Genomic DNA, 25,901 nt, shown 5'->3' on the forward strand with positions numbered 1-25,901 from the left:
GTGGTCAGGATCGCCCGCTTAATGCCCGATTTCATCGAGCCAGCACTCGGTGAGTTGCTCGATCACCGCAAGCCGCGTGACAGGATTGAACGCGTCGGCTTCGGCACCGCGGGGGCTGCGCCCCACCCTTGCCGCCAAGACTCTTCCCAGCGGGCTGTCCGCCAGCTGATTGGCCGCGACGAACTGCTCGACGATGTTCCTTGCCCCTTGAACCGGATCGGCGAGGGCTGGTCGATCCGCCAGCGCGGCCATTTGCATGTCCCACAGCAGGTATCCCGCCATGGCACCAAGCGCCGTGCGGGGAGTCTGGGGATCAACCGGGTAGCGATAGCTGCGCTGCCAGGCCATGACCTCGGCGGCCGGCATGGGCCTGGCGATGCCGTAGCCCTGCCCCTGGTCCGCGCCCAGAATTGCCGCGGCCTCGATCATCCCCAGGTTCTCCAGGCCTTCCACGGTCACCGCCGTGTCGAACGCATGGGCGAGTCGCACCAGGTACACGATGAACTCCAGGGCGCGTTGAGGCTTGCGCAACGCACCGCGCACCAGGCCCTGGTCGATCTTGACCTCATCGAACGCGTACTGGTCCATGCGCAGCAGGGAGCTGTGGCCCGAGCCCAGATCGTCCTGGGCGAACCGGATGCCTTGCTCGCGCAGCCGCTGCACGAAGCTCTGGCGCAACTCGGTCTGGCTGTCGCCATCCTGCGTCTCCAGGACTTCGAGCTGCAAGCGGTCGACGCCGAGGCCGCACGCATCAAGCACCTTGAACAGGACCGCCTCATAGCGGGGATCGCCCAGGCCCTGGGCGGGGAAATTGATCGCGATGTGCGTTCGCAGACCCTGGCGCTCCAGCTCCCGGCAGTCGGCACAGGCCTGGCGCAATCCCAGCTCGAGCAGCTGCAGGAGTTCCGCATGGCCGAATGCCGGAAGAAAGCGCAGCGGTGCGATCAGCTCGCCGTCGTCGCCTTGCAGCCGGGCGAGGGCCTCCAGCTTGAGGAGCCTGCCGTCGCGCAAGCTGATGATGGGTTGGTACGCCATGACCACGCGCTGGCGTTCCAGCAGTTGCCGATACCCCTGCTGCTCGCGCAGCGGGATGACACTGGCGTGGTTGCGCTGCTCAATCCCGTGCCCGAGCACCAGCTGCACGTGTTGCAAAAAGCTGCTGAGGCGAAGGGTCGAAAAATAGCCCGGCCAGGCGCTGTACAGGCTCAACAGGGCGATGGAACGGCCCGATGCGTCCAGCAGCGGCACCGCGGCGCTGGAGCGAAAGCCAAGCTGCGAGCCAATCGAGCGCCAGGGCACCGGACCCGCTTCCAACGCCCAGGCATCGGTGGCCACGATCTGCCCGCTGCGCCACGCGCGCCCGCCCGGTCCCTGCCCTGCGGGCGCCTCGGGATCGATGCTGATCTTGGGGATCAGGCCCGCTTCCATGGCCTGGTGATAACGGTCCGCCGCCACGCCGAATGACGCCTCGATCTGCAATTGCCCGTAGGCGTCGGCGCGCGCGAAAAATCCGCAGACGTCGCCATCCAGCCCACCGATTGCGGCCAGCACCCCGCGGATCAGATCGGCCAGGTTGGCGGCTCCCAGCACATGCTGGTCGATCTGGGACAGCGCCAGTGCGGTCTCCACCTCGATGCGCCGCAAGCTGGAGACTTGCCCTGCCAGGTCGAGCAGGATGCGCCGGCTGACGACGCGCATGACGTGCTCGCGCTGCTCGGATGCCGGCAGGAGCGGCCCCAGCAACTGGTGAATGTGCTGCTGGTACAGACTGAAGGCCTCGATGACCCACAGAATGTCCACGCCCACGAGCGCATGCGCGCGACCCACGTGCTCCGCCTGTGCAAGGTGCTCAGGTCCGGTCAGAGCCGGATCCAGAAGCGCGATCAGGTGCTGTGCCTGACGGCGTTGAAGCTGGGAAAATTCGCTCGGACCGAGCCGGCCGATGATTTCGGCCGTGTGCGCCGCGCTGCTCAGTGCATCGCAAAACGCGGCTGCGAACTGCTCCGAAAGCTGCGCCATGGGCTCCCTGATGGGCTCAAGCGCCGCTTCAATCCACGCGCCATAGGCATCAACGTTGTTTGCATCACCCTGCATCATTGGATTTCCTGAAGTTGCCTCTCAGCACGCGTTCAAGCCGCGCGGTTGCCGTCCTGTGGAATCGATGACGCATGCGGACTCCTCAAGGCAATTTACAGGAAATGGGACGTTTGCGACTGCCACGTGCGAAAGATTCGCATGCGCAGGGCCACGGCAGTGTAAATGCATGTTGCAGCGCGTCGCGCGCGCTGCGGGACGCGAGGCGCTGCACGGCGGACAAACCGCAGCCGGCATGCGGCGACCCCAAATAACTTCCAAAAATCCAACATTTTCATGAACTTCTTGGGTTTTCTTGATGCTGAATGCGACCAAGCGCCGGCCGGTGCAGGACAATGACAGGATCTGGCCATGCCCCGAACCGCTCTGTCATGAATCGCCGCAAATTCCTCCAAGCGTTGCCGCTAAGCACACTCTTGAGCCGCCTGCTGAGCCGCAGTGCAGCTGGCATCCTGGGCGGGCTGGGCGCGGCGCGCACGGCCTTGGCGGACCCGGACACCGGCGTTGATGGGCGCGCGGCGGCGGGCGCCGCGGGGGTTCCGGCCTTGGCCATCTACTACGGCGATCGCATCCCTGTGGACGATTTGCGCGCCTTCGACTGGGCAGTTCTGGAACCGGCCCATGCGCTCGTCCAGGACCCGGATGTGGTCAAGACCCTGGCACCCGGCACGCTGGCCATTGCCTACGTGTCGCTTGGCGAAGTGCAGCCCAGCCGCCCGTACTACCCGGACATTCCGAAGGCCTGGCTGCCGGCATCCAACCCGCAATGGGGCTCGCGGGTCATCGACCAGATGGCGATAGGCTGGCCACAGTTCGTGCAAACCCGCATGATCCAGCCGCTGTGGGATGCAGGCTTTCGCGCATTCTTTCTCGACACCCTGGATTCCTACCAGCTCCTTGCGCAGACTGACGCCGCGCGCAAGCAGCAGGCCGATGCCCTGCGCGCCACCCTGCATGGCCTGATCCAGGCGTTTCCCGGAATTCGCTTCCTCCCGAATCGCGGCTTTGAACTTATGGATGCAACCATCGCGAGCTCCACGTTGGCGATTGCGGCAGAATCACTCTATCAGGGCTGGGACGCGGCCAGCCAGCGCTATGTGGCGGTCGCTGAGCAGGATCGGAATTGGCTGCTGGCGCGCTTCGATGACATGCGCTCGGCGTATGGCTTGAACGGCGTGGCGATCGACTACGTTGCACCGCAGCAACGCGAGCTCGCACGCCAGACAGCCCGACAGATCGCCTCGTCGGGCCTCATCCCCTGGGTGGGCGATCCCACGCTGCAAAGCCTGGGCGTGGGCAACGTGGAGTTGGTGCCGCGCCGCATCCTGCTGCTGCATTCCTGCGCGCAGGGCGACAGCCCTGCGCTTTCGACGCAAAGCGCCCACCTTTATGCGGCGATGCCACTCGAATATTGGGGGCTGGTGCCAGAGTATCGCTATGTGGGCGAACCCGCCCCCACCCAACCACTGGCTGGCCGCTATGCGGGCGTTGTGCTGTGGTCCGACCACTCGGACGTACCCGAACCCGCGCTACATCTACTGCGCCAGGCAAAGGCCGAAGGGGTGATGGTGGCGATCCTCGGTCAACCCGACACCGCCGCGCTGGGGATCTTCGACATGCAGCCGTCTCAAGGCACGCTGCCCGGTCCGGTGACCGTGCAGCGCCCGCCTGGGGCACCAAATGGCGAGATGATCCCGCTCATTCCGGCGGCGGACACGATGCGCCTGGTGGCCGGCCCTGGCAGCCAGGTCTGGTTACGCGCCACGGGCGCCGACGGCTCGAGCATGGACGGCGCCGCACTCACACCCTGGGGTGGGTACGCGCTGGGCAGCTTCGGCGTGTTCAATCTTCCTGGCGAGGTCGGTGTGCGCTGGTCGATCGACCCGATCGCCTTCTTCAGAAGTGCGCTGCGTCTTGGCGACGCCCCCATGCCCGACATCACCACGCGAACCGGGCGGCGGGCGTTTTTCGTGCATTTCGACGGCGACGGCTGGGTCAATGCCTGCGACCGCCCGGGCTCACCCCTGGCCTGCGAAGTGCTTGTGACGGAGTTCCTGGAAAAATATCGCACGCCGACGCTGGCGTCGGTCATCGTGGCCGAAGTCAGCCACGAGGGGCTGTATCCGGCAACAGCCGGCGCCGCGCAGAAATGGGCGCAGCGCATGTTCGCGCTGCCCCACATCGAGGTCGGCAGCCACACGTGGTCCCACCCCTTCGACTGGGTGGCGGCAAGCGAAGAACACAGCCGCGGCAAGCCGACCAAGGCATTGCCCTATGGCAACTATCTGCCGATGCCCAACTACCGCTTCAGCACGCACACCGAGGTGGTGGGCGCGCGCGAGTACATCCAGAACAAGCTCTGCCCACCTGGCAAGCCCTGCAGCATGATCTTGTGGCCGGGGGACTGCAATCCGCCCAACAGCGCTGTGGCGCTGAGCTACACGGTGGGCATGCACAACATCAATGGGGGCGGAGCCACCATCACCAAGACACAACCCAGTTTGGGCTACGTATGGCCAATGGGTATACCCAAGGGGCAGCACTTTCAGGTCTATGCGGCGCTTTCCAACGAAGAGGATTACACCCACAACTGGAAAGGGCCTTACTTCGGCTTCGAGCGCGTGATCGAAACCTACACCATGACCGACGCGCCCCGACGCCTCAAGGCGCTGGACCTGTACTTCCATCCCTACATCGTGACCAAGGCCGCGGGCGTGGCGAGCCTGCACAAGGTATGGACATGGGTGACGCAGCAGTCGATCCATCCGATTTTCGGTATCCAGTACGCACGCAGCGTGCTGGCCTGGCGGCAAGCCACAGTGGCGCGCACCTTGCATGGGGCCTGGCAGCTGCGAAGCGACCCGAACCTGCGCCAGTGGCGACAACCGCACAGCGCGGCTGCGCCCAGCCTGTCCAGCAGCCACAACCTGGCTGGCTTCAGCACCCACGCGGACATGCGCTACCTGCACGCCGTAGCTGACAAGGTCCTGCTGCAAACAGCTGCGCAAGACATGCGTCCGGTTGCGCGCCTGGTGGACGCCAATGCCGACATCACCCGGTTCACTCAGCTCCCTCATGGAGGGGTGGAGCTTGAGTTGACGGGCCACGTGCCGGTGCAGGCAACCGTGGCGCTGCCGCCCGGCTGGCACCTGCACGCTGGCAGCGCCACCCAAGTGCACGCAGCCTCGACGCCGATGGGCGACATGCGCATGCACCACGTCGCAAGCGCCGAGACGCGAGTCGCCTTGCGTTGCCTTCCCGAGGCCTGATGCCCGAGACCCCCACTTCGCGCCGCCCGGGCCTGTCGGTAGCGCCTGATGATCCGCGGCGCAGCAGGCTGTTTCCGCGGGGTACCCTGCTTGGGTTGATGCTCATCGGGGTGGCCACGCTGGCCTTGATGTGGCCTGGACGCCAGCTCATGCAGCTCTTGCGCACGACGCAAGATACGGCCCTGGCAATCGATTACCTGCAGCATTTGCTCGCCCTGCAGGAAGGCAACTCGGAGCTGCGGTTGCTGCTGGCCCAGCGGTACATGAGCATTGGCCAATGGGACAATGCGCTCAAGGCCCTGGATTCCCTGGCATCCGGGCCCCAGGCCGACGCGTTGCGCCTGAAGATCTGGAAGCACATCTGGTTCGACGCACGCGCGCGCGGACATGAAGCGCGGGCAGAACAGGCGGCCGCCGCCTTGCGTGAGCTGGTGGCGCGCGTGCAGCCCCGGGACTTTGCCGCCTGGCGTTCCGCCCTCACGCTTTTGCAGGGCCTGGACGATGCACCTGCGCTTAAACGCCTGGCGCCGCAGGTACTGCGCTTCACGCCGCTGCCGGCATCAACCGCACAACAGGCGTCGGCGTTGCTGCTTGGCATGCAGCACTACCACCTGGCAGCGCAGGTCCTGTTCGACTCACTGCCAGCCGCGCGCACGCCGGCGCAACGCCGTGCCATGCTGGAACAGGCTGCTGATGCCCTGCTGGCGTCCGGTAATGCCAGTCGGGCCTATGACGAGCTCGCTGTGCAGGCCGCCAAACTGCCGCCGGATCCCAAGCTGGCGTGGCACCTCGTGACTTGGGCGCTTGCGGCCGACAAGCCTCACGATGCGCTGCACTGGCTCGGCCAAGCCGTGGACCTCCAGGCCCCTGCAGCCACACTGGGCCACGCGCTCACGCCGGCGCAGGCCGAATTGGCGTGGCGCCTGATGCTGGCCGACGGCAACCTCGACGGCGCCTTGCATATCGCCAACGCCGCGCTTGCCGCGCACGCCAGCAGCGACTGGGAACAGCGCCGCGCGCAAGTTCTGGAATGGAGTGGGAAACCCGATGCCGCGCTGCAGCAATGGTTGGTGCTGTTGCGCCAGCGCATCACCAGCGAGGCGCTGGCCAATGTCAAGCGCCTGGCCGGCATCCTGCATTCCTCCAGCGGGTTGGTTGCCTACTGGGAGTCGCGCGCCAAGACTGGTGCGATGGACACTACGGCCTGGCTGGACTATGCGCAAGCCCTGGAATCGCAGGGTCACCCCAGGCAGGCCGTCGCGATCTTGCAACGTGCAGTGCCGAACGCCCCGAGCCTGTCTGGACCACTAGGCTGGCTGCTCGGCACGATGGGCGACACGGAAGGGTCGCTGGCTGCCTACGCTCAGGGGCTGCGGCGCCACGCACTGGACTTGCGCAGCAGCATCGACTACGCGCTGGCGCTCTTGCAAACGGGGCAGTTTCTCCAGGCACGTGACGTGCTGGCACAGACTCAGAAGGTGCCGGGGCTGGACAACCTGCGCGCGGTGCATCAGGGTCTCCTGGCCGATATCGACTGGGACTTGAACGACACCAGGGCGGCGCTGCAAGCCTATGCCAGCCTGTGGCACGATCCCTCACTGCGCCGAGGCATGAAGCCTTATCAAATTGAACGCTTCATCACCCTTACGGGGCAGATGCGAGGGGCGTCCGCCGCGCTCGCCGCACTGCCTGCGGCGTGGGCCGCAGCGCCGCGCAAGGCCCTCGCCCTGCAATGGCTGCAATGGCTGGTCAAGCAACCCAGCCTGGCCGGCTTGCACGCCTGGCAGCGGGCCGTGTTCCAGGGCGCGCTGGGGGCGGATCTGCAGCATGACGCCGAGGTCTTCGCCGCACGCGCGCAGGTTTGGCAGGCGTTGGGGCGGCGCGAGAACGCGTTGGCCGATTTGCGCACCGCTGTGCACCTGGACCCCGGCAACCGGGATGATCAGATTGCACTGCTCTGGATGCTGGTGGACATGCAACGCCTGGATGCGCTGCGCAGGGCGTACGCGCAATACTCCGGGGGCCTGCGGGGAACGCCCGATGGCCTGGAGGTGCTGGCTGCCGCCGCACAAGCGCTGGACGATCTGCCGCAAGCCCTGGCCCTGAGCCGTGCCCTGTACCCGCGCAAGCGCAACGATGCGCTGTGGCTGATCAACTTCGGCGACCTGCTCACCCGTTCCGGCCAGGAAGCGAGTGCCCGCGCAGCCTACGACCAGGCCTGGGCGCTGTTGCGCCAGCGCGCGCAGCAACACACCACGTCGCCCCGCTTCGATGCGCTTGTCGCGGCCCTGCGGTTGTCTCATGGGCGCACCACGATAGCCCAACAGCAACGCATCATTGCGGCGCTGCGCGCCACGCTGCACGAGCCCGGCGCTCCCGGCCAGGCTCGCGCCCAGGCCGACGCCGCCATTGCCGACTGGCTGCTGCGTCTGCACACGACCGCCCCCACGCGCTGGTGGCTGGCACACGCCGTGCTCAGCAGCGCTGATCGGCAATCGATCGAGCTGCAAGTGGCGATGAAGCAAGGCGACACCGAGCACGTTCGCAGCTTGCTGGACGCAGGCGCTGGATCCGCGCTTGCGCCCATCGATCGCGTCGAGGCCCTTCGCGCTGCGGGCCACCCGCTGCAGGCGCTAGCTCAGGCAGATCAGGTTCTGGAGCATGCGGCCGCGCAAGGCCGCAGCAGCCCGCAACTCCAGGCGCTGGCGAGGCAAGACGCCGAGGACCACCTCAATTTAGCCAATCGCACTGCGCTGGGCTTCGCCAGTCAGCAAAACGATGCCGTGATGCGCCAGGGCCCGGTGCTGGAGCAACGCTTGACTCTCACGCCAGCTCTCAAGCTCGATGTGCATGTCGCCGGCGAGCGCCTGAGCACACGCGACGCGAGCGTCATCACCAACCTGCCGCAAACGTGGAGCGACGCGCAGGCTACGCTGCAGTGGCGTGAGGGTCGGCACGCCTGTCGGGCAGCGCGGGCCGCAACACCGCAGTCGGGACCATTGACCCGCTCCAGCTGGACGCTGCGTTGACGCTGCCAGGAGGCGTGCGCGCCCACGTGCAGGCGCAATACGATGCGGTCGCCGACGAGTCCGGCTTGCTGCTGGTGGCAGGCAAGCGCGACCGGATCGAGCTTGCGTTGAGCAAGACCTATGGGCGACTGTGGGTCAGCGTCAGCCAGAGCGCGTCACGCTATTTCACGCGCGCGGGCGCACCCCTGGGCCAGGGCCGCAGCATCCAGGCCGATGCGGGCATCTGGCTGCGGCAGGACGAGCCGGACATTGCCCTCAAGATGCTTGGGTACGCCAACCAGTTCAGCGCCACGGGCGGGCCTGAGTGGCTGTACGCGAAGCTCAGCCCCACAGGGGTTCCACCCACCGCAAATTCGTTCATTCCTGCCGGCGATGACGTTGCGGGCGTCGGAGTCACTCTGAACGCGCTTGCAGCGGACCGCTACAGTTCGCATTGGGTTCCCTTTGGAGAGGTGGATGTGCTGTCTTCGCGTCGGCTTGGAAATGCAGCGGACCTTAACCTCGGCCTTCAAGGCCCGGTGCTGGGTGGTGACCAGCTGTCATTCCAATATCAGCGCGAGCAAAACACGACGGGGCTCAACCGCCAGTGGAGTCTCCAATACCGTATCTGGTTCGGGCCATGATCACAGGCATCGGCCTGCGTGATCACCTCGCACCAACCCTTGGCCACCTTAACTGCCGCCGACAACCTTTTCTCATTCATACCCACACGGCCATCCCAAAGCGCCGCACAGGAGTCGCCAATGCATCCATTCACCCTTCGATCCCCGCGTGTTCAGACGCCGCGCTTGTGGCTTGGCGCCATCCTGACGCTGCTTCTGGCAGCATGCGCCACCACGGCCGTGCCCACCCAGAGCCTGCAATTGCAGGCAGGGGACACCCTGGCCGTGCTGCCTTTTGAGAACGCCACCGAGGTTCCCCAGGCCGAGACCCGCGTGCAAGCGATTGCCGTGGCGCTGGTGCGCCAAAAAGGGATGCAACAGGTGCTGGTCTATCCACAGTCGCCGTCCGACAACCCCCTGGAGGCGCCGGCTGCAGTCACCCCGGTGCAGGTTTTGGACTGGGCACGGCGCAAGGGGGCGCACTATGCGCTGAGCGGCACGGTAACCGAGTGGCGCTACAAAACGGGCGTAGACAGCGAACCGGCGGTCGGCCTGACGCTGCAGATCACCGACGTGGGCACCGGGCAGGTCGTGTGGTCAGCCACGGGTGCGCGTGCCGGCTGGGGCTACCAGGCGCTCGCCGCTGTGGGCCAGGCGCAGCTCGCTGACTTGCTGCGTGGCGTGCACGTTGTGACGGCGCCCGCCAAGGCATCTGTCACACCCTGAGCAACGCACGCAACGCCTGTTGCCGATGAGCCGCATCGCCCACCTTCGCGCTCGCATCACGCGAAAACGTGAGGTGCCGTCTCGCCCGCGCTGGCGTCAGCTGTGGCGTGCGCTACGGTTCTGGCGACCCAATGCGCAGGCCGATCGCCTCTTGGCGAGTCTCGAGAGCGCCGGCCTTCCGGCTTTGGCGCTGTACCTGGGCTTGCGCATCAATCCCGGCGACCCCCTGGGATTGCATGGCGGCTTTCCATGGGTGTGGTTTGGGCCGTGGCTGGCCGCAGTGCGCTACGGCGCCGGCTATGGCCTGTTTGGCGTCGCGCTCTATGGCGGTGCCTGGGCGTGGCTTTTCGATTCGAGCCCAGCGGCCTTTCCCGGTGAGTTCTTTCTCGGCGGTGCGCTGGTGAGCCTGATCCTTGGCGAGTTTGGTTCGGCCTACAAGGTGCAGAGCGTGCGTCACAGGGAAATCCAGTCGGACCTCACGGCAAGGCTGGAACGGACCAAGCGGCGGCTGTTCATCGTGAAGGAGTCGCTTGCCACGCTCGAGCAGGAACTCACCGACCGGCCCATGACCCTGCGCGATGCGCTGCTTGACCTGCGACGCAGGCTTGCGCAGGCGCAGACCAAACCGCAGACGCCTGCTGGGAGCACATTGCCCGATCCTGCGGCTTTTTTGCAGCTGCTCAGCCAGTCATGCCGGCTGATTCAGGCGGGCATCTTTCTGCGCAAGGGCGGTGCCGAGCGCTGGGGGCTCGTGGTGCGCCTCGGCCAGCACCTGCCCGAGATCGACACAACGCACCCGCTCATTGAGCACGTCCTGGAAACGCATGAAATTGCCCACATCGCACAAGCGGGGCTGTCCGACCCGAAATACAACGAGTGGGTGTTCGCAGCCCCCTTGCGTGTGGATATCTTTGAGGAGGTTGACGTTTTACTGGCCGTGCACACCATGCCGTTCATGGCCTTCGATGACATCAATTTGCGGCGGCTTCAGGTGCTGGCCTCCTCGTACGCGGACTTCACCCAGCTCGAACTCCTCGTGGAGGACATGCGCGCGGCCTGGCCCGAATCGCCCATCGGGCTCCAGCAAGAATGGGCTCACCTCGGGGCGCTGCATCGGGCCTCCGGCCTGCGCAGCTACTGCGCCCTTTGGATGGGCGAGGCACGCCTGAGCGCGGAGGTGCTCGACGAGTTTGCGAGCATGCAACCGCCGGAGAGCAGTTGGTGGCGCCTGCAAACCCCGAAGGGTCACCTGGTGCTGGTGGTGCTCATGCCCATCATCAGCGGCGCAAGTCTGACTGCCTACAGGCGCGAGATGATCGAGGCGCTTGAGGCCATTCTCGCGCGCAAGGACATTCCCAAGCAAACCCTCGGCGTTGATTTCTATCCCGTGCGGCACGCGGCAGATTTCGCCGAGCTCCACAAGCGCGTCAATCGGCAGTGAAGTCATGGAGGTGATTCAGGTCTATAAACTTCTGCTGCTGTCGGCCTCGATGGAAACAGCCGCGTTGTGGCTTTTGAACTCGCATGGCGACGCAAAGTTCCTGGCCTTCTCGCTCATGCACGCCGGGGCCTCCGCGGCTGCGAGCTGGCTGGCCTGGTTGTCCCTTCCCCGGCCCATGCGCCAGCCGCGGCTGCTCTCACTGCTGCTGGTCTTCCTTCTCGCACTCCTCTTCCCGATCCTGGGTGTGGTCGGCCTGCTGCTGGCGTCGCGCCTGGCCATGGCCTTGCCCAAACGTCAGCAGGATGATGAAGCGATCCATGAGGCGCCACGCCTTGAGATCTACGCCATTGACCCGCGCCTGGACAAAGGACTGGACCTTCTGCCCCCAGGCCAGATTGGCCGCATCGCCGCCGATCCCCATGCTGCGACTACGCAACGCATACGTGCTGTGCTGGCCCTGCGCGACATGCCCGCACGTCTGGCCCTGCCGTTGCTGCGCAGCTTGCTGGGGGACGGCAACGAGGAAATCCGCCTGTTGGCCTACGGCATTGCCAGTCAATGGGAACAGCGCCTCACCCACGACCTGCAAGGTGCACAACGGGAACTCGATGCGCTTCAAAGCCAGGGCGCCAGTGGCAACGTCCTGGCCCGGGCCGCACTGCACGTGGCGGAGCTGCAAATGGAATTCATTTACCAAGGCCTGGCGCAGGGCGATTTGCGCAAGTTCGCGCTCGACCAGGCCTGGTATTACGCCAACCTCGGACTCAAGGCTCAACCCGACGAACCGGCCTTGCTGATGCTGCGCCTGCGCCTGAGCATGACAAAAGACGATCTGGACAACGCCCAGGATACCTTGCTGCTTCTGGATGAACACACCAGCGCCTCGGTGTGGGTGCCCTATGCAGCCGAGCTGGCCTGGCGGCACCGCAACTTCTCTGCAGTGGGCGCCATCCTGGGCCAACTCAGCAATGCGCAAGTGGCTCCGCGCATGCTCCCGATCGTGCGCCTGTGGTCGGACTCCAGGGGGAGAACATGATGGGCACGGCGCCACAGCCCGATATCGACGTGATGCTGCTGCTCGAAGGCACATACCCGTACGTCTCCGGCGGCGTGTCGAGTTGGGTGCATCAGATCATTAACGGCTTTCCCGAGCTGCGGTTCCACCTGTGTTTTCTGGGTTCACGCCGGGACGATTACGGCGAAGCACGCTATGCAATGCCGCCCAATGTGGTCGGGCTGACCGAGCATTACCTCTTCAGCGACGAGGCGATGCCCACGCCGCACCGCAGATCGGGCGACGCGGCCACAGCCAAGCTGGTTCGCAATCTGCACGAGCAACTGCGCACGCCGGGCGATACGGCTGACGGCGGGCGCCACTCGCGTGCCCAGGTGCTGGAGCAAAGCCTGCGGGCGATGCAGGGCAAGCTGACTCTGGACAATTTTCTGCACTCCGAGGCGTCGTGGAGCTATCTCACGGAGCAGTACCTTACGCGCTGTACCGATCCATCCTTCGTCGATTACTTCTGGACTGTGCGCACCATGCACACGCCCATCTGGACCCTGGCCACGCTGGCGCGCGCTCTGCCTGCTGCGCGGGTCTATCACACCATCTCCACAGGCTACGCCGGCTACCTCGGCGCGGTGCTGGCAGGGCTCACCAACCGGCCACTGATTCTCTCCGAGCACGGCATTTATACGAAGGAAAGGCGCATTGACCTTTTCTCGGCCCAGTGGGTAAGCGACAATATGCCGGTTCTGGAGCGTAACGCTGGGGATGCGGGATATTTCCGTGAGCTGTGGATCCGCCTGTTTGAATCGCTGGGGCGCATGTGCTACGACGCGGCGGACCCGGTGATCGCGTTGTATGAGGCCAACCGGCTGCGACAGCTCGCTGACGGTGCCGAACCCGCATCAACCTGCCTGATCGCCAACGGCATCAACATTCCGCCCTTCGCTGCCACGCGCGCGCAGCGCCCACCGCAGCCCCCGCCGGTGATGTGCCTGATCGGCCGCGTGGTGCCGATCAAGGACGTGAAGACCTTCATCCGCGCCGTGCGCGTGGCCGTGGGGCGAATGCCGGGGCTCGAGGGCTGGATTGCCGGCCCCGAAGACGAGCATCCGGACTATGCACGCGAATGCCGGGAACTCGCCGATAGCCTGGAACTCGGCAGCAACCTCAAATTCCTTGGGTTCCAGAAACTGGTCGAGTTGCTACCCAGGGTGGGCGTGGTCGTGCTGTCGTCGATCAGCGAGGCGCTTCCGCTCGTGCTTCTCGAAGGCTTTGCCGCAGGCGTTCCCGCCGTGACGACGGATGTTGGCTCATGCCAGCAGCTGATCGCAGGTCTTGGCCCGGAGGATACGGCGCTGGGCTCAGCAGGCGCTGTGGTCCGCATCGCCGACGCGCAAGCGCTTGGTGAGGCTTGCACCGCACTGCTCGGCGACCCTGTCGCGTACGCGCGCGCGCAGGCGGCAGGCATCGCGCGCGTGGAGCGTTACTACGGCCAGCCCACGATGTTTGCGAAGTACCGCGCTGTGTACGAGGACGCGTTGGCGCGAAGCGACGATCCGGATCACGCCACGCCGCGGGGCCAGGTCGCCACCGCGTTGCGTGAGGGACATGTGCCTGGCCGCATCCCGCCGCCGCTTCAAACCGAGGAGGCCGGCTGATGGCAGGTATCGGCTTTGAATTGCGCAAATTGCTGCGAAGCCAGTCCTATCTCGGCTTGCTGCGCGCCTACAGCTATGCCTCGATCATCAGTTCCGGCCCCTGGGTGTTTTCGATTCTCGGGCTGATCGTCACGGGGTTTTTGTCGCTCAGCGCGGTCAGCCCCAATTCACTCATCACCCAGTTCCAGGTCACGGTCACTTACCTGATCATGACGTCGCTCGTGCTCTCCGGTGGCCTCCAGCTGAGTTTCACCCGCTGGGTCGCGGACCAATTGTTTGCCAAGCAGCGTGAGGACGTGGCGCCGGCTTTTCTTGGCGTGCTCCTGGTCACGACCGCCGTGTCGGGGGCGCTGGGGTGGATCGCCGCGCTTGTGCTCTTCCCTCTGCAGAGCAACCTGTATCGCGTGCTGCTTGCCGGTGGCCTTCCCCTGCTGTGCGACATCTGGATCGTGACTGTGTTTCTGTCAGGCCTCAAGCAGTACCGCGCGATTGTCGCGCTGTACGCGTGTGGCTACGGGCTGTCGGTGTTCCTGTCGTATCTGCTACGGGGCTGGGGGCTGGAGGGGCTTCTGGCCGGTTTTCTTGGTGGCCAATTCCTGATGTGGACGGCCATGATGGCACTGGTCCTGCGCAATTTCCCGCCGACCAAGCCCATCACCCTCGCATGCTTCGCGCCCGGCGCGATGCTCCCTACCCTGCTGGCGGGCGGAACGCTCTACAACCTCGGTGTTTGGGCCGACAAGCTGATGTTCTGGTTCACGCCGCAAACCTCCTCACCCGTGATTGGCCCGCTACGGGCCTCGACCATTTATGACCTTCCGGTATTCCTTGCCTACTTGTGCGTGATTCCGGGCATGGGCGTTTTTCTGGTGAAATTCGAAACCGACTTTGTCGAGTGGTATGACCACTTCTACACGGCCGTGCGTTCAGGCGGCGCACTCCAGGACATTGCGCGATACCACGACCGCATGCAGGACACGGTGCGTGAGGGCATTTACCAGATCATCAAGGTTCAGGCCATCACCCTGCTGGCCTTGTACACCTTTGTGAAACCGTTGTTTCACGCCATCGGCATCAGCGACTTATACATTCCGCTGTTTCTCGTCCAAGCCGTCGCGGCCAGTTTCCAGGTGTTGCTGCTGGCCGTGCTCAACGTTTTTTTCTACCTCGACCGCAGACGCGAGGTGGTCTTCATCACCGCCTTATTGCTTGTGCTCAACGTCATTCTGAGCAGGGTTTCGATTAGTCTTGGAGCCGTGTACTTCGGGTATGGGTTCGCGGTCGCGCTGCTCCTGACCCTTCTGGCAAGCCTCCTGCTCGTACAACGCCTGTTTCGGCGCCTGGAATACCAGACCTTCATGCTGCAGCGAACGTAAGGCACGGTACTCGGTCATCCCAGGCGCCGTGCGCGCTCGGTGGGGCTGACAATGTCCGTGAGGCGGATGCCAAATTTGTCGTTGACAAGGACAACTTCGCCACGTGCGATCAGGAAGCCGTTAACCAGCACGTCCATCGGCTCGCCAGCCAACCGATCGAGGTCGACCACAGATCCCTGCGCAAGCTGGAGAAGCTCGCGAATCTGAATTTTGGTGCGCCCCAACTCGACCGACAGCGTCACCGGAATGTCCATCACCAGGTCGAGCTGGTCGGTGTTGCCGGCACTGCCCGTCTCCGGCCTCAGCTGGGTAAAGGGCGCACGTTGCGCAGCCGGGGCTGTCTCGGGCTGCGTTTGCACGGGGGCAGCCGCCTCGCCACCCTGCTCGGCCATGGCAGCGGCCCAATCGTCGACAGCAGCGTCGGGGGCAGCCTGCGCCATTTCAGCGGTTTGGGTGTCGTCAGCCATGATGATGCGTGTTCTCGGGAAAATTCAATGAATGGGCTTGGCGCTATGCGTCAGCGCCGCATCGGGCAAGAGGCGCTGGCGCACCTTGATCGCCATGTGCTCGTCATGCTGGCCGTACTCGCCGCGCAGAACGGGAATGCCGTCCACGCGTGCAATCACAGTCTCCGGCATGTCCACAGGCAGCACGTCGCCAATGCTGATCTGCAGTAATTCGCGTACGAGGATGGATCGGTTCAGGAGCTCCACCCGCAACTCCACCTCGGCCTCGCGCATCTCGCTTTGGAGCGCTTGCATCCAGCGCTGATCGACGTCATTGCGGTCGGTGGTCATGCCCGTGGTCATCTGGTCGCGAATCGGCTCGATCATGCTGTACGGTATGCACACATTCAGGCTGCCACCGCCACCTTCGATCTCCACGTCGAAGGTGGAGACAATGACGACCTCGGTGGGCGTGGCAATATTGACGAATTGGGGATTGACCTCGGACCGCACCACCTCGATGTCCAGCGGCAGGACCGGGTTCCACGCCGTCTTGTATTCCTTGAAAACCATGTCAAGCATGCGCGAGATGATGCGCTGCTCCAGCGGCGTGAAGTCGCGTCCCTCGATGCGCGCGTGGAAGCGTCCGTCGCCACCAAAATAGTTGTCCACGACGCTGAACACCAGTCGTGGATCAAAGATGAACAGCGCCGTGCCGCGTAGAGGCTTGAGTTGCACGAGATTGAGATTGCTCGGCACGACCAGGGTGCGAATGAATTCGCTGTATTTCATGAGGCGAACCGACGACACCGAGATTTCCGATGAGCGGCGAAGAAAGTTGAACAACCCGACGCGCCACAGCCGTGCAAAGCGCTCATTGATGACTTCAAGCGTGGGCATGCGCCCGCGCACAATGCGGTCCTGGCTGGCCAGGTCATAGGGACGTATGCCGCCTTCATCGGCCGCCTCCGGCTCGGGCTCGGCTTCCTCGCCGCTCAACCCCTGCAGGAGTGCATCGACCTCATCTTGCGACAGGACGTCCTTGACCATTACTGCACCACGAAAGCCGTGAAGTACACACCCACAACCGGACCGACTGGCTGAGCAGCGTGGGCCGTCGGCGCCACAGCTTTGCCCAATGCATCGCTCCCCGTGTTCAGGATCCGGTTGATCACCGTGAGAATTTCGCTGCGCAACTGCTCCCGCACCTGCACGGTTCCAACTTTGTCGGCCTGCTGCGCAGCAAGGATGCGAAGGACGGCATTGCGGATTTCAGGCGTCATGGCTTTGACTTCGTCGTCCGTCTTCGGCTCGAAGGTCTTGAGGTCGATCTTCACCTGCAGATAGTGCGTGTTGCCGTCGGTGCTCAGGACGTTCGTGACAAACGGTTCGAGGCTGATGAAATGCGCCAGTTTTTCACGCTGCGCTGCGAGCTCCTGCGCCGTGACCTGCGGCTTCGGGCGCATCAGGAACCACCACGCCCCCGCCCCACCGCCACCGAAAACGAGCAGCACCACGACCGTGATGATGATCCATTTACCCTTGCCAGATTTGGTTTTGGCGGGTTTATCTGCCATTGAGAAACTCCAGAAGTCTTGCCGAACGTGACACTGTAAACGGCACGGATTCCAGAAAATTGAATCCGGCTCCCGCATGCCCGGGGCCTATCGCACCAATCAGACGTAGGTATTCACCAGACCCCGTCTCCATCCTGCGCCAATCCCGATTGGCGCAGCGATGCCCGGCTCCGCGGCCGCGCCGAGCGCGCCAATCGAGGCCGCAAGACGCTGTCGTGGAGCCGCGAATTGCCCCGAATTACCGCCCGATGCGCCCGAATTAACCGACGATTGTGACAATGTGAGCCCCGCACCGGTAAACAGATCATGCAACTGCGGCATCGCGCTTTCAATTGCCTGGCGCACCGCGAGGTGGGGCGATATGAACTGCGCATTCACCTGACCGCCGTCTAATTGCAGATGCACCTCCAGCGGCCCGAGTTGCGGCGGGTTAAGGTGCAAGGTCGCCAGTTGCTGACGAGCGTTCACTGCGACCAGCATCTGCTGCCCCAACTCCTGACCCCATGGCGCCGCTCCGACCGGAATATGCAACGCAGCCGTGACCCCCGAGCCGGGCGCGGCGCTCGGCGGCAAGACGGGCGCGCCAGGCATGAGCGCGACCTGCATGCCGCTGGGCGTGGAAGTCGGCGCCACACCCGCATCCCCTGCATGCCGGGATGTTGCATCGCTCGATTGGGGCGTGGAACTGTCGCCAAGCGTGCGCAGGGCAAGCGCGGCGTCAATGGGCTTGCCCTGCGCGCCCACGGCCGCTGCGGAGCTGCTCTGCGGGCCCGGGCTCCACACGCCAGGTCGCTCAGCCGCACTGCCCTGTTGGCTGACCGGCAAGCGTGACGGGTCGATCGGGGCACCGCCGCCCAGGGGCATCTTGCCCGTCGGCAGCGGCGCTGCGGCCAGGCCGGGCCCTGCCGCAGCGCCCTGATCGCCGGCAAGCGGCAAGACTTTGCCGCTCACGGCTGCCGCGTCGGCCACCTGTGCGCTTGGCAAGACACCGGAGGGCGCGGAACGATCCACGGAGTTCGCAACGCTGCCCCCGCCCTTGCCGTCCACCGTCTGTGCGGCCACTGCGCCCGATGACACCACCCCGGCAAGGGCGATGGCCGCAGGGGCCTGGACTTGCGCCGCTTGCAGCGATGCTGCCTGCGCGGGTTTTGCATCCCCCTTTGAAACCTCCTTGGACTTCAACTTGCCGTCCTGCGGTTGCCCCTGTGCGGATGCGGCTTTGCCCTCGCCAGGCCCGTTGCCTTTCGTCTGTTCGGCCACTGACGTGGGCGTCGGACTGTCTGGGCCCTCACCGGCGCCATTTGACTTGGTGCTCTGCGCCTGCTTCAGGGTCGCGGCAAACGCTACGCCGCCGGTCGCCGCCGGCTCCTGCACGGAGGCACCCGATGGCGTCGATGCGGAGGAAGCAGAGGGGGAGAAAGCGAGAATGGTGGTCATGCGTGGCATCCGTGTGCTGTCCCCACCATTAAGCAAAAGCCGCGCCAAGCGGCCGCCAGCGCCCCAAACCAGCTTGCGGCGTCCTAAAAGCGCGTGGGCTGCGTAGTCGTGACGAACTGCGACTGGGGATTGAGCCCCCATTCCTGCAACTCGTGCTGAGCTTGTTTTTGCGCCGCAGTCTTGACGAAAACCTGTTGCTGGGCGAGCAACAGCTCGTAGGCTTTCTCACGTTGCCGCGCCGCCGTCCATGCCTGGGTCTTTTCCGCGCGCCGGGCCTCGACACGCGCGATTTCTGCCTGCTGCGCCACAAGCGCCGCATCGACCTTGGCAATAAAACTGCGCAGGTCGCGCACCTTGCTCCACGCCCCACCTTCGGCTTCCAGCTCTTGCAACTGCCGACGGTACTGCTGCGCGTAAGTTTGCAGATTTTGCATCTTGTCCAGCGACTGCTGGTGCAACGACTGGCTCTGCTTGAGGTCTACGGCGAGTTGATTGCCGGCTTCGACGGCCTGGGCGTGCAACGTCTTGAGCACATCGATGCGCTGGGGTATCGCTTGGGATGGCGGCATGTGTGGTTTTGGCTGGTCTTCTTATGTCGACCATTATGCCGCAAGGGGTGCCGGCAGGTAAGGCGTCATGAGGTTGATGAGCATCGCCTCGCTCGTCGAAAGATTGACGGCCTCACGCATGTCCTGCCGCAAGAACGCGCGAATGCCCGCATGCGCCTGCACAGCCAGATCGAGGCTTGGGTCGCTGCCCGGCGTGTAGGCACCGACGGCGATCAAATCCTGCTGGCTGGCGTAGCGCGACTGCAACTCTTTGAGCTTGTAGGCGCGTCGCAACTGTTCGGGGTCGACCAGGTTGGGCATCACGCGGCTGATGGATGACTGCAGGTCGATGGCCGGAAAATGCCCTTGCTCGGCCAGGCGCCGGCTGAGCACGATATGGCCGTCGAGGATGGCGCGCGTGTTGTCGGCCACCGGGTCCTGCTGGTCGTCACCTTCCATGAGAATGGTGTAAAAGGCTGTGATGCTGCCTCGGCCCTCCAGCCCATTGCCTGCGCGCTCCACCAAAGCCGGCAATCTGGCAAACACGGACGGCGGAAAACCCCGCGCTGCCGGGGGCTCGCCCGCCGCCAGCGCAACCTCCCGCAGTGCCAGCGCGTAGCGCGTGAGCGAATCCATCAGCAGCAACACGTGCTTGCCCTCGTCGCGGAAATACTCGGCCAGGGCGGTGGCCAGCCGCGCTCCACGGATGCGCGTAAGCGCTGGCGCATCCGCCGGCGCTGCCACAACAATGGCGCGGCGCATCCCCTCCTTGCCGAGGATGTCCTCGATGAATTCCTTGACCTCGCGCCCGCGTTCACCGATCAACCCCACGACAATCACGTCAGCGTTCGTGTTGCGCGCCATCATGCCCAGGAGAACGCTTTTGCCCACGCCACTGCCCGCGAACAAACCCATGCGCGCGCCGCGACCGACGGTGAAGAGCGCGTTGATTGCACGCACCCCGACGTCCAGCGGCTGGCGCACAAGGGCGCGCTCCAGAGGGTTGATCGGCGCGCTGTTGAGGGTGGTAAACGCTGAGGCGTGCAGCGGGCCGTGGCTATCGAGAGGTTTGCCGTTGCCGTCGAGAACGCGCCCGCAAAGCTCCATCCCGGCCGGGATGCGCAGATCCCCGGGAATGGGCGCCACGCGCGCGCCAGGAGCCAAGCCCTGCATGTCGCCCGAGGCAATCAGCTGCACATGCGGACCGTTGAAGCCCACAACCTCGGCGGCCACATGGCGGTGGCCTTCACCGGTAATGACGCAGCGAGTACCCAGACTGATGTCCAGCCCCTGTGCCTCCAGAATCAGGCCGCGCACGCGCACCAGGGTTCCGCTGGGCTGGATGGGCAGATTGCCCGCCGCCTGCAGACGCTTATGCAGTGTGCGCAGGCGCAGCAGTGCGCCTGTCGAGCCCGATGCCGGGACACCTTCGCTCAAAGGGAACCCTCCTCGAACAGGCGCGCCATCACCTGCCTCCAGCGCTCCTCAATGCGCAAGTCCAGCTCTGACTGCACGTCATGCCCGCTGCGCGGACGCCAGCGCCGATCGGACATCGCCCGCTGGGGCTCGCTTCCCGTGGCGAGGATCAGGTCTCCGCGCTGCAATGTCTCGTCAGGAATCAGACTGAGATCCCCGGCTTCGAGCTCCGGGGCGAGTTCGTGCAGAAGCTTGACGTCATCCGGGTGCAGGCGTACCCAGGGAATGCCGGCATGCGCCGGATAGGCGTCCAGCGCGCGGTGCAGTACGTCGAGCACCCCCTCTGGTCGCGTACGCAGTTCGCTGATGACGACCTGCCGCGCGATTTCCAGGGCCAGCGAGACAACGGCGGCCTCCATCACGTCGTCGAGCTGCTGTATCGGCTCTTGCAGTCGCGACAACAAATCGAGCAATGTCTGGCGCTCGACCGTTGCCTGCGCCCGTCCTTCCTGCAGGCCCGCCGCGTGTCCCTCGGCCCGGCCAAGCTTGAAGCCTTCGTCATGGCCCTGCGTCTGTGCCTGGTCAAACACCGTCTCCAGCGCGCTGGCGGTAGGCAGATCAACGTTCAGCGCCTCGTCCTGCAGGCCTGCCTGTGCCTGGTGTCCCGATTGCACCGCCGCACCTCCGCCCGGGCCAAGTTCGGGAGCGTTCCAGGCGCGCGCATCCCCAGCGCTGTCCTTGGGAATGATCGCATTCATCAGGGATGAGCCGCCCGCGCGCGCCGTCAGGACACCAAGGGCTCGCCGCTGCCGCCGAGCTGGATCTGCCCGGCGGACTCAAGGCGGGTGGAGATCTGCAGAATCTCCTTCTGGGCGGCCTCGACCTCGGTGAGCCGCACGGGACCCTTGGCCTCCATGTCGTCGCGCAGCATTTCAGAAGCACGCTTGGACATATTGCCAAGGAACTTTTCCTTCAGCGCGGCGTTGGCCCCCTTGAGCGCGAGAATGAGAACCTCAGAGGAGATTTCGCGCAGCAATGCCTGCATGCTGCGGTCGTCGATTTTGATGAGGTCGTCAAAGACGAACATCTTCTCCTGCACCTTGCTGGCAAGATCCTCATCCTGCGAGCGCAAGTGGTCCATGATCGTGTTTGACAACGATGTGTCCAGGCGGTTGAGAATCTCCGCTGCAACCTTCGGCCCCCCCATTGCACTGACTTGCACGCTTTGCGATTCGCCCGAGAGCAGTTCGTCCAGCGCATCATTGAGCTCACGCAGCGCGCTGGGCTGCAGGCCATCAAGGTTGGCCAGACGCAGCAGTGCCTCACCCGCCTGGCGTTCGGGCAGGAAATGCAACACCTCTCCGGCCTGGTCGGGCTCGATATACGAGAGCACGAGTGCCACGACCTGGGGATGTTCGAGCTTGATGAGCTCAGCGATCGCTCGCGGCTCCAGCCACTTCAGGTTTTCCAGGCCGCTGGACTCGCCGCCATGCAGGATCCGCTCAATCAGCGAGTTCGCGCGGTCGCCACCCAAAGCCTTGGTCAGCGCTCCACGCAGGAACTGGTCCGCGCCGAGGCCGAGCGAGGTCTGCTGTTCAAGCTGTTCGCGAAACTCACGCATGACGGCGTGTGCCTGATCGGTGCTGACCCGACCCAGCTTGGACATCGCGACGCCCAGGCGCTGCACCTCGCGTGGCGCGAGATGTTTCATGACCTCCGCGGCCTGGTCTTCGCCCAAGCTCAAGAGCAGCACCGCAGCGCGATCCAGTCCCTTGTACTTCTCCTCACTGACCATCGGCAAGCCACTCCTTCACGACCTGTGCGGCACGGCGCGGATCCTGCTTGACCAACTCGCGGGAGACAGCGGCGTCGCTTTCGAAGGTGTTACTCAAACGTACCACGTCTGGCTCGAGTTCCTTCGGAGATTGCGGCCGTGCGGGTCGCGCTCCCGCACCGTCCGCGGAACCGGTGCCGGCCTCCAGGCCGCCAGGTTCCGTGGCCTGCTGGGCGCCCCGCCGAGTTTGCGCACGGCGCGGTAGATGAGCAGCCCCAGGATCAACGCCACCAGATAGGGGACAGCGTGCTTCACTCCCGCCCAAAGCCAGGCGGCACGCCACCACGGACGCGCCTGTTCCGCTGCGGCAACCTGTGCCGTGAAAGGAATGTTGACAACCGACACCTGATCGCCGCGTTTGGCGTCGAAACCGATGGCGTTTTCGACCAGCTTCTTGATCTGCGCCAGCTGCTGCACGCTCATTGCGTGCGGCTTGAGCCTCGCGCCGCTGCCCACGATGTCCTGGTCATTGACCAGAACCGAGACCGAAATGCGCTTGATCGACCCGACCGGCTGCTGCGTGTGACTCACCGTCTTGTCGAGATCGTAATTGGTCGTAGCCGAGCTGCTGGCCGATGTCGGCGCCAAGGCCTTCAAACTGGGTGTCATCTGTGCAAACTGCTGCGGAGTCAGCGGGGCCGAGGCCGAACCCACGGCGAACGGCGCATTGACACCGCCCGGCGGCTGGTTCGTCAGCGCCCCGGGCACACCCGACGGCAGATTGGCGCTTCCAGCGCTGCTGGTGGACTGGGCTTGCTGACTGAGCACATGACCCTGCCCATAGTAGACCGAGCTGGTTTCGGTTTTGCCAAAGTCCAAATCCGCCGATACCGCCACGCGCACGCCGTCGGCACCCACCAGCGGTGTGAGAATGGATTCGATCTGCTTGCGATACTGCTGCTCCACCGCGTTGCGGTAAGCCAGCTGACCGGGTTCAATGCCGGACTCATCCTGCCCGGCTGCGGTGAGCATGGTGCCATCCTGATCAACCACGGTGACGTTTTTATCACTCATCCCGGCGACGCCAGACGACACCAGATGGACGATACCGGCGACCTGCGCGCCGCTCAGAACGCGCCCGGGATAGAGCTTGACCAACACGGAAGCCGTCGGCTTTTCTTCTTGACTGAGAAACACTGAAGGCTTCGGGATCGCCAGATGCACCGTGGCCGACGCGACCGCCGACAGCGACTCGATCGTACGTGCCAGCGATCCCTCCAGGGCGCGCTGGTAATTCACCTGCTCCACGAATTGGCTCGTACCCATGGGCTCGTTGTCGAGCGCTTCGAAGCCCACGCCTGCCCCCTTGGGAAGCCCACCCGCAGCCAGCTTCATACGCGTGGCGTAGACCTGGCCCGACGGCACCTGGATCACGGCGCCCCCGTCCGTGATGCGGTAGGGGACGTTGAGCTTTTGCAGCTCGGCGATGACGGCTCCGCCGTCACGCTCGGACAGGTTTGTGTACAACACCTGGTAATTGGCGCTGCCGCTCCACAGCAGAATGCCCACCACCAGCGCCACCAGCGCCGCAAGTCCCGCCAGAGCGGCGAAGCGCTGGTTCATGCTGAGCCCGCGCCAAGCCCCGAGTGGATCTTGGCGGGCCGCCGGCGCAGGCACGGCAGTGTCGGTGGTGGCCATGAGAAGTCTTTGACTCGGAAAGGGGTAGTCAGGTGCCGGGGCTCAGAATGGCGGCTGGTGCGTGCAAATCCGACCTGGACAATCAGGCCTGGATATTCATGATGTCTTGGTAGGCTGAAACGAGCTTATTGCGCACCTGCAGCGCCGCCTGGAATGACAGACTGGCCTTTTGCGAAGCCAGCATCACGTCGCTCAGGCTGAGGTTGGACTGCCCTGCCGAAAATTGCTGCTGCATCGTATCGGCGCTCTGCATTTGCTGATTGATGCCGTCGAGTGCAGTCTTGAGGGTCGCCGCGAAGTCCCCCTGCTGGCTGGAGGCGCCGCCGGCGACGCCCTGCCCGGCTGACGGCTTCCCTGCGGCTTCGGCCGCCAGTGCGCGCATCTGGCCGACGAGTTCCTGCATGCGATCGACGTTCATCGTGCTCCCCACCCCAAAACGCCGGACAGTCGACGTCTGGCCTTCTTCAAGCAAAAGGCATTCCAGCGTTCATTCATCGCTCGCCTGGCGCCGGCGGGACGAGGCTTGCCTCGCGCATGCGCTGCAGCTTGTGACGCAGCGTACGCGGGCTGATGCCCAAACGCTCGGCCGCGAGTTTTTTCGATCCGCCGCTTTCGCGCAGCGCGTCGGCGATGAGTTTGCGTTCACTGTCGGCCAGCTCATCGCCAAGATCGCGTGGCTCCTGTGCCTTTGCCTGCACGCTGACCGCCCCGTCCTCAGGCAGCGCGCCATCGGTCGTACCCCTGTCCTGCTGCAACAGCAGGTCACCCGCCGTGATCACCCCCTGCATGCACAAGATGGCCGAGCGCTGAATGACATTTTCGAGTTCGCGCACATTACCCGGCCAGCGGTACTCTGCAAGAGCCCGCTGCGCGCCAGGGTCGAGCCGCGGCATCTGCTTCAGTCCGTAAAGCCCCGCATAGCGCTCCAACAAGGAAGCGGCCAGCGGCAGGATGTCTTCGCGCCTCTCGCGTAGCGGCGGAATGCGCAGCGGAAACACGCTCAGCCGGTAATAGAGGTCTTCGCGTAATACGCCTTGCTTGACCGCAAGCTGCAATTCCCGGTTGCTCGTCGCAATGATTCGCAAGTCCAGCGCAATGTGCTTACGGCCACCCACGCGCTCGATTTCACGCTCTTGCAGCACGCGTAGCAGCTTCGCCTGCAGGCCTGGAGCCATCTCGGTGACTTCGTCCAGCAGTAGCGTGCCGCCCTGCGCCTGCTCGAATTTGCCGGGCGCAGACTGCGACGCGCCTGTGAAGGCGCCCTTCTCATAGCCGAACAGGGTGGCTTCGAGCAGGGTCTCGGGAATTGCAGCGCAATTGATCCCGATAAATGGTCCCTGGGCCCGGGGTGAGGCGCGGTGCACGAAGCGAGACACAACTTCCTTGCCCACGCCGCTCTCCCCCAGGAGCATGATCCCAACGTCGGTCTGCGCAGCGCGCCGGGCCATCTCGAGCACCTGCTGCATGACGGGCGAGCGTGCGATCAATCCTGGCGCGTCGACCGATTCATGCTGCATTGGGGCATCAGGCCCGGGATAGCTCATCAAAAGCACTTCCCTTGCGCCACGTGCTCGCCTTCGCCATGGGCGCCTGGCATGGGCGAGTCACGTCCCGGCGCGCATGCCGCCATCCATGGCGCCTGGCCCAAGCGCTTTCTACCGCGAGGTGCGCGTCGCGTCGGCTCGAATTGAAGTGGGGTCGTAGACATGGTGATCGGGTGATCGGGTGGGTCCGCACGGGACCATGCCGGCAAAAACCCGCTGGCAGTGGCATGCACACCCCATCGTAAGCAATTCCAGTG

20 protein-coding genes are annotated in these 25,901 nt (G+C 64.6%); 8 read left to right on the top strand and 12 right to left on the bottom strand.

What is annotated here, in order from left to right; translation table 11 throughout:
* Positions 1-18: 18 nt before the first annotated feature.
* Complete coding sequence (locus tag CD04_RS0105720) at positions 19-2,097, bottom strand: EAL domain-containing protein (protein ID WP_051848964.1); 2,079 nt, start codon at positions 2,095-2,097, stop codon at positions 19-21.
* Between the two features lie 368 nt (positions 2,098-2,465).
* On the opposite strand from CD04_RS0105720, the gene CD04_RS0105730 reads away from it, so the two are divergent.
* The 8 genes from CD04_RS0105730 to pelG all read left to right on the top strand — a co-directional run bounded on the left by CD04_RS0105730 (position 2,466) and on the right by pelG (position 15,204).
* Positions 2,466-5,363, top strand: coding sequence for a bifunctional glycoside hydrolase 114/ polysaccharide deacetylase family protein (locus CD04_RS0105730; RefSeq protein ID WP_081857816.1), 2,898 nt, complete (start codon positions 2,466-2,468; stop codon positions 5,361-5,363).
* Positions 5,363-8,392 carry a tetratricopeptide repeat protein gene (locus CD04_RS0105735; protein ID WP_031404918.1) on the top strand — a complete coding sequence of 1,010 codons (3,030 nt, stop codon included), beginning with the start codon at positions 5,363-5,365 and terminating at the stop codon, positions 8,390-8,392. Before CD04_RS0105730 ends, CD04_RS0105735 begins: the two co-directional genes overlap by 1 nt.
* The gene (locus CD04_RS0105740; protein WP_031404920.1) at positions 8,389-9,015 is read left to right on the top strand and encodes a hypothetical protein; all 627 of its coding nucleotides are present in this window, start codon (positions 8,389-8,391) and stop codon (positions 9,013-9,015) included. Before CD04_RS0105735 ends, CD04_RS0105740 begins: the two co-directional genes overlap by 4 nt.
* Positions 9,016-9,135: 120 nt before the next feature.
* Positions 9,136-9,720 carry a hypothetical protein gene (locus CD04_RS0105745; protein ID WP_051848965.1) on the top strand — a complete coding sequence of 195 codons (585 nt, stop codon included), beginning with the start codon at positions 9,136-9,138 and terminating at the stop codon, positions 9,718-9,720.
* Between the two features lie 25 nt (positions 9,721-9,745).
* On the top strand, positions 9,746-11,161 hold the full coding sequence (locus CD04_RS0105750; RefSeq protein WP_031404925.1) for a hypothetical protein: 1,416 nt from the start codon (positions 9,746-9,748) through the stop codon (positions 11,159-11,161).
* Between the two features lie 4 nt (positions 11,162-11,165).
* A complete protein-coding gene (locus CD04_RS0105755; RefSeq protein ID WP_051848966.1) occupies positions 11,166-12,197 on the top strand; it encodes a hypothetical protein in 1,032 nt (343 codons plus the stop codon).
* Positions 12,197-13,828 carry a GT4 family glycosyltransferase PelF gene (gene pelF / locus CD04_RS0105760; RefSeq protein ID WP_369792821.1) on the top strand — a complete coding sequence of 544 codons (1,632 nt, stop codon included), beginning with the start codon at positions 12,197-12,199 and terminating at the stop codon, positions 13,826-13,828. The genes CD04_RS0105755 and pelF overlap by 1 nt, the downstream gene beginning before the upstream one ends.
* Entirely contained in the window at positions 13,828-15,204 is a 1,377-nt protein-coding gene (pelG, locus tag CD04_RS0105765; protein ID WP_031404929.1) for an exopolysaccharide Pel transporter PelG, read from the top strand. The genes pelF and pelG overlap by 1 nt, the downstream gene beginning before the upstream one ends.
* A 14-nt stretch (positions 15,205-15,218) precedes the next feature.
* On the opposite strand, the gene fliN is transcribed toward pelG, so the two are convergent.
* The 11 genes from fliN to CD04_RS0105825 form a co-directional block, all read right to left on the bottom strand.
* Entirely contained in the window at positions 15,219-15,671 is a 453-nt protein-coding gene (gene fliN / locus CD04_RS0105770) for a flagellar motor switch protein FliN (protein ID WP_031404931.1), read from the bottom strand.
* Between the two features lie 24 nt (positions 15,672-15,695).
* Positions 15,696-16,700 (bottom strand): flagellar motor switch protein FliM, encoded by a 1,005-nt coding sequence (gene fliM, locus CD04_RS0105775; protein WP_038167512.1) that lies wholly within the window; start codon positions 16,698-16,700, stop codon positions 15,696-15,698.
* The gene (fliL, locus tag CD04_RS0105780; protein ID WP_031404936.1) at positions 16,700-17,227 is read right to left on the bottom strand and encodes a flagellar basal body-associated protein FliL; all 528 of its coding nucleotides are present in this window, start codon (positions 17,225-17,227) and stop codon (positions 16,700-16,702) included. Before fliL ends, fliM begins: the two co-directional genes overlap by 1 nt.
* A gap of 99 nt (positions 17,228-17,326) precedes the next feature.
* Entirely contained in the window at positions 17,327-18,664 is a 1,338-nt protein-coding gene (locus tag CD04_RS22490; RefSeq protein ID WP_197033040.1) for a flagellar hook-length control protein FliK, read from the bottom strand.
* Between the two features lie 83 nt (positions 18,665-18,747).
* Positions 18,748-19,233, bottom strand: a complete 486-nt coding sequence (locus CD04_RS0105790; RefSeq protein ID WP_031404940.1) for a flagellar export protein FliJ — start codon at positions 19,231-19,233, stop codon at positions 18,748-18,750.
* A gap of 33 nt (positions 19,234-19,266) precedes the next feature.
* Complete coding sequence (locus CD04_RS0105795) at positions 19,267-20,649, bottom strand: FliI/YscN family ATPase (RefSeq protein ID WP_051848968.1); 1,383 nt, start codon at positions 20,647-20,649, stop codon at positions 19,267-19,269.
* Complete coding sequence (locus CD04_RS0105800; protein ID WP_031404944.1) at positions 20,646-21,386, bottom strand: FliH/SctL family protein; 741 nt, start codon at positions 21,384-21,386, stop codon at positions 20,646-20,648. Before CD04_RS0105800 ends, CD04_RS0105795 begins: the two co-directional genes overlap by 4 nt.
* A 26-nt stretch (positions 21,387-21,412) precedes the next feature.
* Positions 21,413-22,423, bottom strand: a complete 1,011-nt coding sequence (gene fliG / locus CD04_RS0105805; protein WP_031404946.1) for a flagellar motor switch protein FliG — start codon at positions 22,421-22,423, stop codon at positions 21,413-21,415.
* A gap of 93 nt (positions 22,424-22,516) precedes the next feature.
* Entirely contained in the window at positions 22,517-24,100 is a 1,584-nt protein-coding gene (gene fliF / locus CD04_RS21455) for a flagellar basal-body MS-ring/collar protein FliF (protein WP_231480481.1), read from the bottom strand.
* An 82-nt stretch (positions 24,101-24,182) separates the two neighbouring features.
* A complete protein-coding gene (gene fliE, locus CD04_RS0105820; RefSeq protein ID WP_031404951.1) occupies positions 24,183-24,518 on the bottom strand; it encodes a flagellar hook-basal body complex protein FliE in 336 nt (111 codons plus the stop codon).
* 73 nt (positions 24,519-24,591) lie between these two features.
* Positions 24,592-25,617 carry a sigma-54-dependent Fis family transcriptional regulator gene (locus CD04_RS0105825; RefSeq protein ID WP_038167514.1) on the bottom strand — a complete coding sequence of 342 codons (1,026 nt, stop codon included), beginning with the start codon at positions 25,615-25,617 and terminating at the stop codon, positions 24,592-24,594.
* Positions 25,618-25,901 lie beyond the last annotated feature (284 nt).

Origin of the sequence: Thiomonas sp. FB-Cd, assembly GCF_000733775.1 — a bacterium.
Classification (GTDB): Bacteria; Pseudomonadota; Gammaproteobacteria; order Burkholderiales; family Burkholderiaceae_C; genus Thiomonas_A.